A 12,902-nucleotide genomic window follows, 5' to 3' on the forward strand; every position below is an offset into this window, starting at 1 on the left:
TGCCGCAGGGGACCGTTCGGACCGTAAGGCTTGGTGTTACCCGGGGTCAACTCCCTTGCATTCACGGCCTGTTGGGTGGCAGACGATCGATCATTCGGAGGTGAAGGGCGCCACCACGACATGCACCAGACTGTCGAGGAGCAGGGGAAGATCGGCGAACCTCCCCTCGTCGACGGCCCGGTGGACCGCCGCGTGCACGGCACCCACCACGATGTCCACCAGCTCGCCCCGGGGCACCCACGAGGGACCCGGCGGGGCGTCGGTGAAGAACCAGCGAAAACTGGCCAGAAGTTCGGCCCGGGCCCGGCGCCCCGCGGGGCCCAGGGACTCGATCTCGACCACCATCGTGGCGAACGCCGGCGTCTGGGTCATCAGCGTCAGGAGCACCCGCAGCCCGGCCCGTACCGCGACTGGCCACACCGCCGCGCCGCCGGCCTCCTCGTACGCCTGCCGCATGGCCCGCACCACCTGCTGCGTGCCGCCCCGGTAGGCCGCGATGACGGCGTCCTCCTTGCCGGAGAACAGCTCGTAGAAGACCGGGCGGGTCACTCCGGCGGCCCGGCAGATGTCACTGATGCGCGCGCCCGCGTAGCCGTTCGCCGCGACCGTCCTCGCCACTCCGTCGAGGAGCCGCTCCCGCTGCCGCGAGGCCACCTGTTCCGGCGTCAGGCGGCGCGGTCCGGGGCGGAGCGAGCGCTCGGGTTCGCGCCCCGAACGGGCACCCGGCAGGACGAGATCATCCTCGGTTCCGCGAGCACTCGTCATCGGCCACATCCTCCCGGGGTTGTTGACGTCACATACTCGACAGGATTACAACCCTGATGGGTTTTCCTCTCGGCGTACCGGGCGGTGGAGCCGCTCCCCGTGGGACGGGACGCCCCCACCGCGCACCGCACCGAGTATCACGCTCTCGCACCTCTCGCGACACCGCTGCCGGACATCCGTGGCGCCGGATCGTCCCGGCGGCGGCCGCACACCACCCCGCGGAGCGGCACACCGTTCCGTACCGCCGCGCACGCACTCGCACAGCGGCCACACCGTTCCCCGAGCCGCGCACCACCTCGTCAGGCCGAGGGCCCTCGCCGCCCCGGCTCTCCTTCACGGGCATTCCCCAGTGCGGCGCCCGGCACCACCCCCCGTGCCGGTCCCCGCTGCCCCAGAACTCCCCGCGTACCCACGCGCACCGCCGAGCACAGCCGAGTTCCGCACCCCCACTCCGTACGGAAGGAAGCACCTCCATGCGCAAGCGCGCTCTCCTCGTGTCCATCGGGCTCGCCGTCACCGCCACCCTGGCGGCGACCGCCCAGGCAGGCGCCTCGGGCGCCGCGGCCGGGAACGTCCTCACCACCGGCGGCGCGGGCGGCACCGCCGTCGCCGTCGGCGACGTCCTCTCCGCCTCGCTCGCCACCGGGACCCAGGCCCGGATCGCCACCACGGCCGGCGGCAGCACCGGCATCACCTGCAACACCTCGGCCTTCACCGCCGCCGTCACCGGCAACCCCGCCGCGCCCGGCACCGCCACCGAGTCGGTCACCGGTCACACCCTGAGCAGCTGCACCACCAACATCGTCGGTGCGACCGGCGTCCAGAGCATCACCGTCAACAACCTGCCCTTCGACGCCGCCGTCACCTCCGGCGGGGCGCTCACCGTCACCGCGGGCGCGGCGGGCCCGATTCAGACCACCCTGAAGATCAACACCATCCTGGGCCTGACGACCTGCGTCTACCGGGCCACGAGCCTCACCGCCACGCCCTCCAACACCGACAACTCGCTCACCTTCACCAACCAGCTGTTCAGCAAGACGAGCGGACCGGGCACCTGTCCGGCCAGCGGCTACTTCTCCGCGAAGTACGGCCCCGTGAAGGACACCAGCCAGGCCGGCAGCCCCGCCGTCTTCGTGAACTGACCACTGACACCACCCGCGTGAACCGAGGAATCGGTCACACACCCCGCCCCCTTCCCGGTACGCGGAAGGGGGCGGGGCTCACGCGAGGATGCCGCTCCCGTGCGGGGCGTACAGGTCCAGGAGCCGGACCCGGGTCACATGGAGGCGATGGGCCAGGATCGAGCCCACCCAGTACGTCACCGACGCGCCGAACTCCGTGTCCGAGCGGCACATCGAGCGGACGGCCGGGGCGTCGAACTCGTACGCCCGCACCGGCGTCATCGCCTCGGCCCCCGACTGGCACAGATACGGCGGGAACAGCCAGGACAGACCGACGAGCTCCCCGTGGCGCAGGGTCTCGATCACGGGCGCACCACGCCCCGGCACCTTCGCGTCGAGCGTCACGGCGCCCGTCTTCACGATCCAGAACCGGTCGGCGTGCTGCTGCTCCTCGAAGAGCCGGTGACCGGAATCGAAGTACACGTCCTCGGCGAAGGCCATCAGCCGCTCCCGGTGCTCCGGCGGCAACGTGCTGACCTTGGGTGCGGCACTGCTCATGGCGGACCCTCCTCGCGCACTCGGCTCCCCTCCCCAGTGTCCGCCAGGCCGCCGGGGCGCGCAGGCTCCGCCGCGAGGACGCGCCGGAGGTGCGGGCCTGCCGCCCCGCCCGTAGCGTGGCCGCGGGGGTCACGGGGCGGGAGCAGGGGCGGGATCCATCCCTCGCGCAGATCGGTACGGAACCCATGGCAGACAAGCCCACGATCGTCCTGGTGCACGGCTTCTGGGGCGGCGCCGCCCACTGGGCCAAGGTCATCGTCGAGCTGAAGAGACGCGGATACGACCGGCTGCACGCCGTCGAGAACCCGCTCACCTCCCTCGCCGACGACGCCGAACGGACCCGGAAGATGATCCGGCAGGTCGACGGCCCCGTCGTCCTCGTCGGCCACTCCTACGGCGGCGCCGTGATCACCGAGGCGGGCGACCTGCCCAACGTCACGGCCCTGGTCTACATCGCGGCCTTCGCCCCCGACGCGGGCGAGAGCCCCGGCGGGATCTCCCAGGAGCACCCGCCGGCCGCCTTCGAGAACATCGCGCCCGACTCCGACGGCTACCTCTGGGTCAAGCAGGACAAGTTCCACGAGAGCTTCGCGCAGGACCTCACCGAGGACGAGGCCCTCGTCATGGCCGTCACGCAGAAGGCCCCGCTCGCCTCCACCTTCGGCGACACGGTCACCGCGCCCGCCTGGCGGGTCAAACCGTGCTGGTACCAGGTCTCCACCCAGGACCGGATGATCCACCCGGACAACGAGCGCCGCATGGCCCAGCGCATGAACCCCCGGGCGACCGTCGAGCTCGACGCGAGCCACGCCTCGCTGGCCTCCCGGCCCGCCGAGGTGTGCGACCTGATCGAGAAGGCGGTGCACGAGACCACCGGCTGACCCCTGCCGTGCCCCACGCGCGCGCGTGAACCCCTACGGGGCGTCACGCGCGCGTACCCGTGCTCACGCTCCGTACACCCCCTCCGGCGTGCGCGGGCGGGGTGGAGGGCGGAGCATGAACGTGAGAGGGAGACGGCAGAACGGGGGGCGTGACCCAGGAGGGTGCCATGCCCGTCCCGGACGGTGGTGACGCGCTGGTCGTGCTGCGCGGCGTCGACAAGCACTTCGGCACCCTGCACGTCCTCCAGTCCATCGACCTCACCATCCACCGCGGCGAGGTGGTCGTCGTCATCGGGCCCTCGGGCTCGGGGAAGTCCACGCTCTGCCGGGCCATCAACCGACTGGAGACCGTCGACGCGGGCGAGATCGTCGTCGACGGACGTCCACTGCCCGCCGAGGGGCGCGAACTCGCGGCCCTGCGGGCCGATGTGGGCATGGTCTTCCAGTCGTTCAACCTCTTCGCGCACAAGACCGTCCTCGACAACGTCACCCTGGGGCAGATCAAGGTCCGCAAGAAGGACCGGAAGGCCGCCGAGCAGCGGGCCCGCGCCCTCCTGGACCGGGTCGGTGTCGCCAGCCAGGCGGACAAGTACCCGGCGCAGCTCTCCGGGGGCCAGCAGCAGCGCGTGGCGATCGCCCGCGCCCTCGCGATGGATCCGAAGGTGATGCTCTTCGACGAGCCGACCTCCGCGCTCGACCCCGAGATGATCAACGAGGTCCTGGAGGTCATGCAGCAACTGGCCAGGGACGGCATGACGATGGTGGTCGTGACCCACGAGATGGGTTTCGCCCGCTCCGCCGCCAACCGGGTCGTGTTCATGGCCGACGGGAAGATCGTCGAGGAGACGACCCCGGACGAGTTCTTCAGCAATCCGCGCAGCGACCGCGCCAAGGACTTCCTGTCCAAGATCCTCCACCACTGAGCCCGCGGACGCCGCCGACCAGCAGCCCCCAGGGGTGATCCACATGAACGCGCTCAGGACCAGCAGGGCCACCGTGGCCGTCGCCGCGGCCGTCGTGCTCTCCTTCACCTCCGCCGGATTCGCCCACGGCGCCGCGGGCGGTGCGCCCCGCGACCACGGCGGCGACAAGATCACCATCGGCATCAAGTACGACCAGCCCGGCATCGGCCTCAAGACCCCCGACGGCACCTACACCGGCTTCGACGTCGACGTGGCGACGTACATCGCCAAGCAGCTGGGCCACGACCCCTCGGACATCGTGTGGAAGGAGGCCAAGAGCGCCGACCGCGAGACGCTGCTCCAGCGCGGCGACGTGGACTTCATCGCGGCCTCGTACTCGATCAACGACAAGCGGGCCGAGAAGGTCGACTTCGCGGGCCCGTACCTCCTCGCCCACCAGGACGTGCTGATCCGGGCCGATGACGACTCGATCAAGAAGCCGTCCGACCTGAACAACAAGAAGCTCTGCTCGGTCACCGGCTCGACCTCCGCGCAGAACGTCAAGGACAAGATCGCCCCCGACGCCCAGCTCCAGGAGTACGGCGGCTACTCCGAGTGCCTGACCGGCCTGGAGAACGGTGTCATCGACGCCGTCACCACCGACGACTCGATCCTCGCCGGATACGCCTCGCAGCCCGAGTTCAAGGGCAAGTTCAAGCTCGGCGGCTTCAAGATGAGCAACGAGAACTACGGCATCGGCGTCCAGAAGGGCAGCGACCTCAAGGCGAAGATCAACACCGCCCTGGAGAAGATGGTCGCCGACGGCTCCTGGGAGGCCGCGGTCAAGAAGAACTTCGGGCCCGCCGGCTACCAGAACGAGCCGGCCCCGAAGATCGGCGTCATCGTCAAGTGAGCAGCCGGCCGTGTTCGACTTCCTCGAAGGCTACGACCTGCTGGGAGCCTTCTGGACCACCGTCCAGCTGACCGTCTACTCCGCGATCGGCTCCCTCGTCTGGGGGACGCTGCTGGCCGCCATGCGCGTCAGCCCCGTCCCCCTCATGCGGGGCTTCGGCACCGTCTACGTGAACATCGTCCGCAACATCCCCCTCACCGTCATCATCGTCTTCACCTCACTCGGCCTCTTCCAGACCCTCGGCGTCAGCCTGGGCGCCGAGCGGTTCACCACCATCAACTTCCGCCTCGCCGTCCTCGGCCTCACCGCCTACACCAGCGCCTTCGTCTGCGAGGCCCTGCGCTCCGGCATCAACACCGTCCCCCTCGGCCAGGTCGAGGCGGCCCGCGCCATCGGCCTCAGCTTCCCCCAGGTCCTGCGCATCATCGTGCTCCCCCAGGCCTTCCGGTCCGTCGTCGGACCACTCGCCAACGTCCTCATCGCGCTCACCAAGAACACCACCGTCGCCGCGGCCATCGGCGTCGCCGAAGCCGCCCTGCTGATGCGCGAGATGATCGAGAACGAGGCCCAGCTCATCCTCATCTCCGTGATCTTCGCCGTCGGCTTCCTCTGCCTCACCCTGCCCACCGGACTGCTGCTCGGCTGGATCGCCAAGAAGGTGGCGGTGAAACGGTGAAGACCACCCCGACCGTCCTCTACGACGTCCCCGGACCGCGCGCCCGGCGCCGCAACCTGCTGTGGACCCTGCTCTTCGTCCTCGGCTTCGCCGCCGTGATCTGGTGGGTCGTCGCGAGCCTCGCCGCCAAGAACCAGCTCGAATGGTCCAAGTGGGCACCCTTCTTCACCGACGCCCGCGTGTGGGAGACCTACATCCTGCCCGCCCTGAAGAACACCGTGATCGCCGCCGCGCTCGCCATGGTCATCGCGCTCCCCATGGGCGCCCTCCTCGGCATCTCCCGGCTCTCCGACCACCGCACGGTCCGGCTCGCGGCCGGCACCGTCGTCGAGTTCTTCCGGGCCATCCCCGTCCTGATCCTCATGCTCTTCGCCAACGCCGCGTACGCCGAGTTCACCGACATCAGCCCCGACACCCGCCCCCTGTACGCGGTCGTCACCGGCCTCGTCCTCTACAACGCCTCCGTGCTCGCCGAGGTCGTCCGCGCCGGCATCCTCGCCCTCCCCGCCGGCCAGACCGACGCCGCCAAGGCCATCGGCATGCGCAAGGGCCAGACCATGACGTACGTCCTGCTCCCGCAGTCCGTCACCGCCATGCTCCCCGCCCTCGTCAGCCAGCTCGTCGTCATCGTCAAGGACACCGCCCTCGGCGGCGCCATGCTCGGCTTCTCCGAACTCCTGGCCTCCGTCCGCCCCATGAGCGCCAACTACGGCGCCAACACCATCGCCTGCTTCACCGTCGTCGCCGTCATCTTCGTCGCCCTCAACCTCGCCCTCACCACCTTCGCCTCCTGGCTCGAATCCCGGCTCCGCCGCGCCAAGAAGTCCACCGGCGCCGTCGTCACCACCGACGCCGTCCAGGACCTCGCCACCCCCGGCGACCACCCGGACAAGCCCTGACGGACGCGACGGACCCGGGGGGCCGCTGCGCCGCGCGGGTGAACGGGCGCGTCCGGGGCAGGGTCGGAGGATGGGGGATGCCGAAGCAGTGAGCATGGACGAGAAGAGGGACGGGCGTGGGGCCGGGATCGAGCCCACGCGGACCGACCGGCTGCTGGCCGGCATCGGGGGCCCGGCGTGCGCGTACGTGGCGCTGGCCGTCGCCGAGGCGGTGGCGTCGCGGGTGCGGCCGGAGGCGGGACCGGTGGCGGCCGTCGGGGGAGCGGTGGTGGACGCGACGCCGGCGGGGGTGAAGGAGTGGGCGATCCGGGCCTTCGGCGAGAGCGACAAGGCCGTGCTGCAGGGCGGCATCCTCCTGATCGTGGGGGTGCTCGCCCTGGCGGTGGGGGTGTTCGCGCTGCGGCACCGCCTGGCGGGCGCCCTCGCCTTCGGGGCCTTCGGGATCCTCGGGGCGGTCGCCGCCGTGACCCGGCCCGATTCGGAGTCCGCCATGGACGCCGTGCCCTCGCTCCTCGGCAGCGCGGCCGGCGCGCTGCTGCTCTTCCTGCTGATCGGGCGGCTGCTCACCCCGAGGCCGGGAGCCGAGCGGGCGGACCGGCGGGGCTTCCTGATCGTCGCCGGATCGGCCGGCCTCGCCGCGACCGGGGCCGCCGCGCTCGCGAGGGCGGTCGGCACCCCCGTACAGGAGCACGCGGCGGCCTCACGGGCGGCGCTGCGCCTGCCGAGGGCGGACTCGCCCGCGCCGGCCGTGCCCGCCGGGGCGCGGCTACGGGTGCCGGGCATCAGCCCGTTCGTGACGCCCAACCGGGACTTCTACCGCGTCGACACCGCGCTCGTGGTGCCGAAGATCGACGCCGACCGCTGGCGGCTGCGGCTGTACGGGAAAGGGATGCGGGAGGAACGCACCCTCACCCTCAAGGAGTTGACGGCACGCACGGTCGTGGAGCGGGACATCACGCTGGCCTGCGTGTCGAACGAGGTCGGCGGCCCGTACGTCGGCAACGCCCGCTGGCTCGGCGTACGGCTCGCCGATCTCCTGCGCGAGGCCGGAGTGCGGCCGCCGTCCGAGGGAGGACCCGCCGACCAGCTCGTCGCCCGGTCCGTCGACGGCATGACCATCGGAACCCCCGTCGAAGCGGTCATGGACGGCCGCGACGCCCTCCTGGCCTTCGGGATGAACGGCGAACCGCTGCCCTTCTCCCACGGCTTCCCCGTCCGCATGGTCGTCCCCGGGCTCTACGGCTACGTCTCCGCCTGCAAGTGGATCAAGTCCATCGAACTCACCACCTTCGACGCCTACGACGCCTACTGGGTCCCCCGCGGCTGGGCCGCCCAGGCCCCGATCAAGACCCAGTCCCGCATCGACACCCCCCGCGGGTCCGCCCGCGTCACCGCCGGCACCGTCATGGTCGCCGGCGTCGCCTGGGCCCAGCACCGGGGCATCAGCCGCGTCGAGGTACGGGTCGACGACGGGCCCTGGCACGAGGCCACCCTCGCCGCCGAGGACAGCCGGGACACCTGGCGGCAATGGGCGTACCCGTGGCCCGCGACCCCCGGCCGCCACACCCTCACCGTCCGCGCCACCGACGGCACCGGCGCCACCCAGCCCGAGGAAGGCGCTCCGCCGCCACCGGACGGGGCACAGGGGTGGCATTCGGTGGGCGTCAGGGTCGAGGGTGGGTAACGAACGGCCGCCGGAACCCCGTTGGCGGCGTTCGTGAGGGAGACTGCTCGCGTGCGTGGACATCTGCCGGACGAGAACCCAGGTTTCGTGGGGCGCCGCACGGAACTGGAGCGAATATCCGTCGCCTTGACGGAGCACCGCCTCGTCACCGTGACCGGCGTCGGGGGCGTGGGGAAGACCCGGCTCGCGCTGCGCGCCGCACACCGCGCCGCCGGGGAATACCCCGACGGCGCCTGGTGGACCGACCTGACACAACTCGACGGCGACCGCCTGCTCGTCGCCCTCGTCGCCGACTCCGTCGACCTCGCCGACCACACACCCGGCATGGCCACCACCGGACTCTGCCGGCGGCTCGCCGACGACCGACTGCTGCTCGTCCTCGACAACTGCGAACACCTCGCCGGCCCCTGCGCGCGGCTCGTCGCCGAACTCCTCGCCGCCGCGCCCGGACTCACCGTCCTCACCACCAGCCGGCGCCCCCTCGGAGTGGACGGCGAGCACGTCATCTCCCTCGACCCGCTGCCGCCCGCCGGCCAGGACGCCCTCGAACTGCTCCGCACCGCGGCCGGCGAGGACTTCCCCGCCGTGGGGCCGGCCGGCGAGATCTGCGTACGCCTCGAAGGCATCCCCCTCGCGCTCGAACTGGCCGCCGCCCAGATCCGCCTCCAGGGCGCCGAGGCCGTCCGGGACCAGCTCGGCAGCCGCTTCGACGCCCCGCCGAGCCGGCGCTTCGAGCTGCTGGCCCACACGGAACGGGTGTGGCCCGCCCGCCACCAGACCCTGCGCGCCGCGATCGGCTGGAGCCACGAGCTCAGCGCACCCCTCGAACGGCTCCTCTGGGCCCGGCTCTCCGTCTTCCGCGGCCCCTTCGACCTCGCGTCGGCGACCGCCGTCTGCGTCGGCGGCCCCCTGAACCGCGCCACCCTGCCCGGCGCCCTCGCCGGGCTCGTCCGCGCCTCCGTCGTCCGCCCGGCCGACGCGGCCGGACGCCACCGGATGCTCGACACCATCCGCGAGTACGGGGCGACCTGGCTCGACCGCACCGGCGAGACCGGCGCCGTCGCCGAGCGGCACGCCGCCCACTTCCGCGGCCTGGCCCGCCGCGCGGAGACCGAGTGGCACGGCCCCCGCCAGCTCCGCTGGTACCGCACCGTCGACGCCCACCACACCGACCTCCGCACCGCCCTCGACCGGCTGCTGCGCACCGACCCCGACGCCGCCCTCGACCTCATCGGCTCCGTCGCCTTCGCCTGGTCCTGCCGCGGCCGCCTCCGCGAGGCCCGCGACGGCCTCGAACAGGCCCTCCTCCTCAGCGACGCCCGCGGCCGGGTCCGCGCCCGCGCCCTGTGGTCCCTCGGCGTCACCCTCGTCCTCCAGGGCGAGTTCACCCCCGCCCAGGACGTCAGCGAACGCTGCGCCCGCGAGGCCCGCCACGCGGAATCCGAAGCCGGGTACGGCGAGGGGACCGTGCCCCGACCGCGCACCGGACCCGAAGGACCCGCGCGGTACGAACGGACCCGCGGGCCCGAGCACGGACGGGCCCGGCCCGGGGACCTCACCCTCGACGCGGCCGCGCTCGCCGGGCTCCTCGCGCTGACCACCGGACGCCCCATGGCCGCGTACGTCGTGGTGGGCCACGTCCTCGACGCGGCCCGCGGCGGCCCCGCGGACTCCGCCGCCCACCTCCGCTGCCACCTCGTGCGGGTCTTCGCCCTCACCGGACTCGGCCGGCTCGGCGAGGCCAAGGAACGGGCGCTCGCCCTGCGGGCCCGCTGCCTGGAGCTCGACGAGCACTGGACCCGCACGGCCCTCGAATACCAGCTCGCCCTCACCGGTCTCCTGGAGGGCGACCCGGCCGCCGCCTCCGGCCACGCCCGCGCCATGCTCGAAGGCACCCGGAGCCTCGGCGCGAGCCTCGGCGTCGCCCTCGGCCTCGACGTCCTCGCCACCGCCCTCGCGGCGGCCGGCGACGGCGAGCGCGCGGCCGACGTCTCCGGCACCGGCGAGGCCTACTGGCGCTCCACCGGCCAGCCCCGGCGCGGCCTGCCCGGCCTGCGGGCGCTGCACGAGAAGTACACCGACACCGTCCGCGCCTCCATCGGCGAACCCGCCTACGAGGAGATCTTCGTCCGCGCCCTCACCGGCCTCCCCCAGGACGGCCTCGACCGTGCCCTGCGCGGACCCCGGCACGACTGAACCGGGCCGCACCGGCGCCGGGGTGCCGGGCCCCCCGGCGCGGCGCACCATGAAGGCATGGACGGAACCCTCAGCGGTCTGGGCGACATCAGCGTGCCGGGGCGGGTGGCCGGCCCCGATGAGGGCATCAGCGAGCAGGAGCTGGCGCTCGCCGCCCGCAACCACGGACTGCCCCTCGAAGCGCTGAGGTACGACGTGACCCCGCCCGGGCTCCACTACGTCCTGGTGCACTACGACATCCCCGCCACCGACCCGGACGGCTGGCGCCTCACCGTCGGCGGCCGGGTCCTGCGACCGCTCTCCCTCGACCTGGCGGCGCTCCGCGCCCGGCCCGCCGTCACCCGCCGCGTGACGCTGGAGTGCGCGGGGAACGGCAGGGCCAGGCTCATGCCCCGGCCCGTCAGCCAGCCCTGGCTCGTCGAGGCCGTCGGCACGGCCGACTGGACGGGCGTGCCGCTCGCCGAGCTCCTCGCGGAGGCGGGCATCGCCGAGGAGGCCGCGGAGGCGGTGTTCACCGGCGCCGACCACGGGGTCGAGCGGGGCGTCGAGCAGGACTACCGGCGCGGCCTGCCCCTCACCTCGGCCGCCGACCCCGCCAGGGACGTCCTCGTCGCCTACGCCATGAACGGCGCGCCGCTGCCCCCGCAGCACGGCAGCCCGCTCAGGCTCGTCGTCCCCGGCTGGTACGGCATGGCCCACGTGAAGTGGCTGCACGACATCACGCTCACCGACACCCCGTACACCGGCTTCCAGCAGAGCGTGGCCTACCGCCTGCGCCAGGAACCGGCCGACCCCGGAGAGCCCGTCACGCTCATCGCGCCCCGGGCCCTCATGGTCCCGCCCGGCTTCCCCGACTTCATGTCCCGCACCCGCGTCGTCCGCCCCGGGCCCGTCACCCTGACCGGGCGCGCCTGGTCGGGCCACGGACCCGTCACCCGTGTCGAGGTCAGCGAGGACGGCGGGGCCGCCTGGACCGAGGCCGACCTCACACCCGACCCCGCGCACCCCTGGGCCTGGTCCGCCTGGAAAGCCCACTGGACCGCCACCCCGGGCCTGCGCCACCTGACCGTCCGGGCCACCGACGCCGCCGGGCACGTCCAGCCCCTCACCGCGCCCTGGAACCGCGGCGGCTTCGCCAACAACCTCGTCCAGCGCGTCGAGGTCCTGTGCGCCCCGGACGCGTCCGCCGCGTGAGTCCCTGGACCGGACCGGGCCCGCGGCGCGGAGTCCCCGGACCGCACCGGCCCCGTGGCGGCGGAGTCCCCGGACGGGTCCGCGGCGCTCGCCCGGCGGCGCGTAGAGTCGACCCCGGCGCACGCCGTACTCCCGGCGCGCCCGCCCGTTCACCGCGTACATCCCGTACGTCCCGCACACCCCGGTCCGCCGCCGACCGAAGCCCGACGAGGAGACCTCCGTGACCGACCCGGCGTCCACCGCCCTCCAGCAGCAGATCGCCCGGGACCTCCAGGTCTCCGACGCCTTCGACCCGGACGTCGAGATCGAGCGCCGGGTGGCCTTCCTCGCCGAGCGGCTCACCTCCACCGGACTGCGGTCGCTCGTCCTCGGCATCAGCGGCGGCGTGGACTCCACGACGGCCGGCCGGCTCTGCCAGCTGGCCGTGGAGCGCGCCCGCGAGACGGGCCACGACGCCACCTTCTACGCGATGCGCCTGCCGTACGGCGTCCAGGCCGACGAGCACGACGCGCAGACCGCGCTCGGCTTCATCCGCGCCGACCGGGTCCTCACCGTGGACGTCAAGGCGGCGAGCGACGCCGCCCTCGACGCCGCCCTCGCCGGCGGCGTCACCTTCCGCGACGCCCACCACCAGGACTTCGTCCAGGGCAACATCAAGGCGCGCCAGCGGATGATCGCCCAGTACGCGGTGGCCGGCGCGCACGACGGGCTCGTCGTCGGCACCGACCACGCCGCCGAGGCCGTCTCCGGCTTCTTCACCAAGTTCGGCGACGGCGCCGCCGACGTCGTCCCGCTCACCGGCCTCACCAAGCGGCGCGTCCGCGCCATCGCCGACCGCCTCGGCGCCCCGGCCGAGCTGGTGTGGAAGACCCCCACCGCCGACCTGGAGACCCTCGACCCCGGCAAGGCCGACGAGGACGCGCTCGGCGTCACCTACGACGACATCGACGACTTCCTGGAGGGCAAGCCCGTCGCCGAGGCCGCCTACGCCACGATCGTCCGCCGCTACGAGCTCACCGAACACAAGCGTCAGCTGCCGATCGCTCCCTGAGCCCGGCCCGCGGGGCGGCTCACAGCGGGCCGCCCCGCCCCCGAACGGCCCGGCCAGGCGTG

The 12,902-nt window shown here is 73.1% G+C and carries 12 protein-coding genes; 10 read left to right on the forward strand and 2 right to left on the reverse strand.

The features are described from left to right. Positions 1–90: 90 nt before the first annotated feature. Positions 91–765: a TetR/AcrR family transcriptional regulator gene (locus ACZ7G1_RS13405; protein WP_470871372.1), complete on the reverse strand. Its 675-nt coding sequence runs from the start codon at positions 763–765 to the stop codon at positions 91–93. A 473-nt stretch (positions 766–1,238) separates the two neighbouring features. On the opposite strand from ACZ7G1_RS13405, the gene ACZ7G1_RS13410 reads away from it, so the two are divergent. Then, positions 1,239–1,907, forward strand: coding sequence for a Tat pathway signal sequence domain protein (locus ACZ7G1_RS13410; RefSeq protein ID WP_470871370.1), 669 nt, complete (start codon positions 1,239–1,241; stop codon positions 1,905–1,907). Between the two features lie 78 nt (positions 1,908–1,985). Here ACZ7G1_RS13410 and ACZ7G1_RS13415 read toward each other — a convergent pair whose 3' ends face one another. Then, a complete protein-coding gene (locus tag ACZ7G1_RS13415) occupies positions 1,986–2,444 on the reverse strand; it encodes a Crp/Fnr family transcriptional regulator (protein ID WP_470871368.1) in 459 nt (152 codons plus the stop codon). Positions 2,445–2,629: 185 nt separating this feature from the next. Between ACZ7G1_RS13415 and ACZ7G1_RS13420 the strand changes: the two genes are divergently transcribed. From ACZ7G1_RS13420 to nadE, 9 genes are all read left to right on the forward strand, one after another. Continuing rightward, positions 2,630–3,325, forward strand: coding sequence for an alpha/beta hydrolase (locus tag ACZ7G1_RS13420; protein WP_470871366.1), 696 nt, complete (start codon positions 2,630–2,632; stop codon positions 3,323–3,325). A 167-nt stretch (positions 3,326–3,492) separates the two neighbouring features. Further along, on the forward strand, positions 3,493–4,248 hold the full coding sequence (locus tag ACZ7G1_RS13425) for an amino acid ABC transporter ATP-binding protein (RefSeq protein ID WP_470871365.1): 756 nt from the start codon (positions 3,493–3,495) through the stop codon (positions 4,246–4,248). Positions 4,249–4,291: 43 nt separating this feature from the next. After that, positions 4,292–5,140 carry a glutamate ABC transporter substrate-binding protein gene (locus tag ACZ7G1_RS13430; RefSeq protein ID WP_470871363.1) on the forward strand — a complete coding sequence of 283 codons (849 nt, stop codon included), beginning with the start codon at positions 4,292–4,294 and terminating at the stop codon, positions 5,138–5,140. A gap of 10 nt (positions 5,141–5,150) precedes the next feature. After that, positions 5,151–5,816 (forward strand): amino acid ABC transporter permease, encoded by a 666-nt coding sequence (locus ACZ7G1_RS13435; RefSeq protein WP_470871361.1) that lies wholly within the window; start codon positions 5,151–5,153, stop codon positions 5,814–5,816. Continuing rightward, the gene (locus ACZ7G1_RS13440) at positions 5,813–6,715 is read left to right on the forward strand and encodes an amino acid ABC transporter permease (RefSeq protein WP_470871359.1); all 903 of its coding nucleotides are present in this window, start codon (positions 5,813–5,815) and stop codon (positions 6,713–6,715) included. Before ACZ7G1_RS13435 ends, ACZ7G1_RS13440 begins: the two co-directional genes overlap by 4 nt. 94 nt (positions 6,716–6,809) lie before the next feature. Then, positions 6,810–8,399: a molybdopterin-dependent oxidoreductase gene (locus tag ACZ7G1_RS13445; RefSeq protein ID WP_470871357.1), complete on the forward strand. Its 1,590-nt coding sequence runs from the start codon at positions 6,810–6,812 to the stop codon at positions 8,397–8,399. A gap of 51 nt (positions 8,400–8,450) precedes the next feature. After that, positions 8,451–10,595 (forward strand): ATP-binding protein, encoded by a 2,145-nt coding sequence (locus ACZ7G1_RS13450; protein WP_470871355.1) that lies wholly within the window; start codon positions 8,451–8,453, stop codon positions 10,593–10,595. A 57-nt stretch (positions 10,596–10,652) separates the two neighbouring features. Continuing rightward, positions 10,653–11,789, forward strand: coding sequence for a sulfite oxidase (locus tag ACZ7G1_RS13455; RefSeq protein ID WP_470871353.1), 1,137 nt, complete (start codon positions 10,653–10,655; stop codon positions 11,787–11,789). 220 nt (positions 11,790–12,009) lie between these two features. After that, positions 12,010–12,840 (forward strand): ammonia-dependent NAD(+) synthetase, encoded by an 831-nt coding sequence (nadE, locus tag ACZ7G1_RS13460; RefSeq protein ID WP_470871351.1) that lies wholly within the window; start codon positions 12,010–12,012, stop codon positions 12,838–12,840. Positions 12,841–12,902: the final 62 nt, after the last annotated feature.

The sequence above is a fragment of the Streptomyces sp. NPDC037273 genome (genome assembly GCF_055603625.1).

Coding starts and splice junctions, on each gene's coding strand:
- ACZ7G1_RS13405 (WP_470871372.1), bottom strand. CDS start 765: ATGACGAGTGCTCGCGGAACCGAGGATGATCTCGTCCTGCCGGGTGCC.
- ACZ7G1_RS13410 (WP_470871370.1), top strand. CDS start 1,239: ATGCGCAAGCGCGCTCTCCTCGTGTCCATCGGGCTCGCCGTCACCGCC.
- ACZ7G1_RS13415 (WP_470871368.1), bottom strand. CDS start 2,444: ATGAGCAGTGCCGCACCCAAGGTCAGCACGTTGCCGCCGGAGCACCGG.
- ACZ7G1_RS13420 (WP_470871366.1), top strand. CDS start 2,630: ATGGCAGACAAGCCCACGATCGTCCTGGTGCACGGCTTCTGGGGCGGC.
- ACZ7G1_RS13425 (WP_470871365.1), top strand. CDS start 3,493: ATGCCCGTCCCGGACGGTGGTGACGCGCTGGTCGTGCTGCGCGGCGTC.
- ACZ7G1_RS13430 (WP_470871363.1), top strand. CDS start 4,292: ATGAACGCGCTCAGGACCAGCAGGGCCACCGTGGCCGTCGCCGCGGCC.
- ACZ7G1_RS13445 (WP_470871357.1), top strand. CDS start 6,810: ATGGACGAGAAGAGGGACGGGCGTGGGGCCGGGATCGAGCCCACGCGG.
- ACZ7G1_RS13455 (WP_470871353.1), top strand. CDS start 10,653: ATGGACGGAACCCTCAGCGGTCTGGGCGACATCAGCGTGCCGGGGCGG.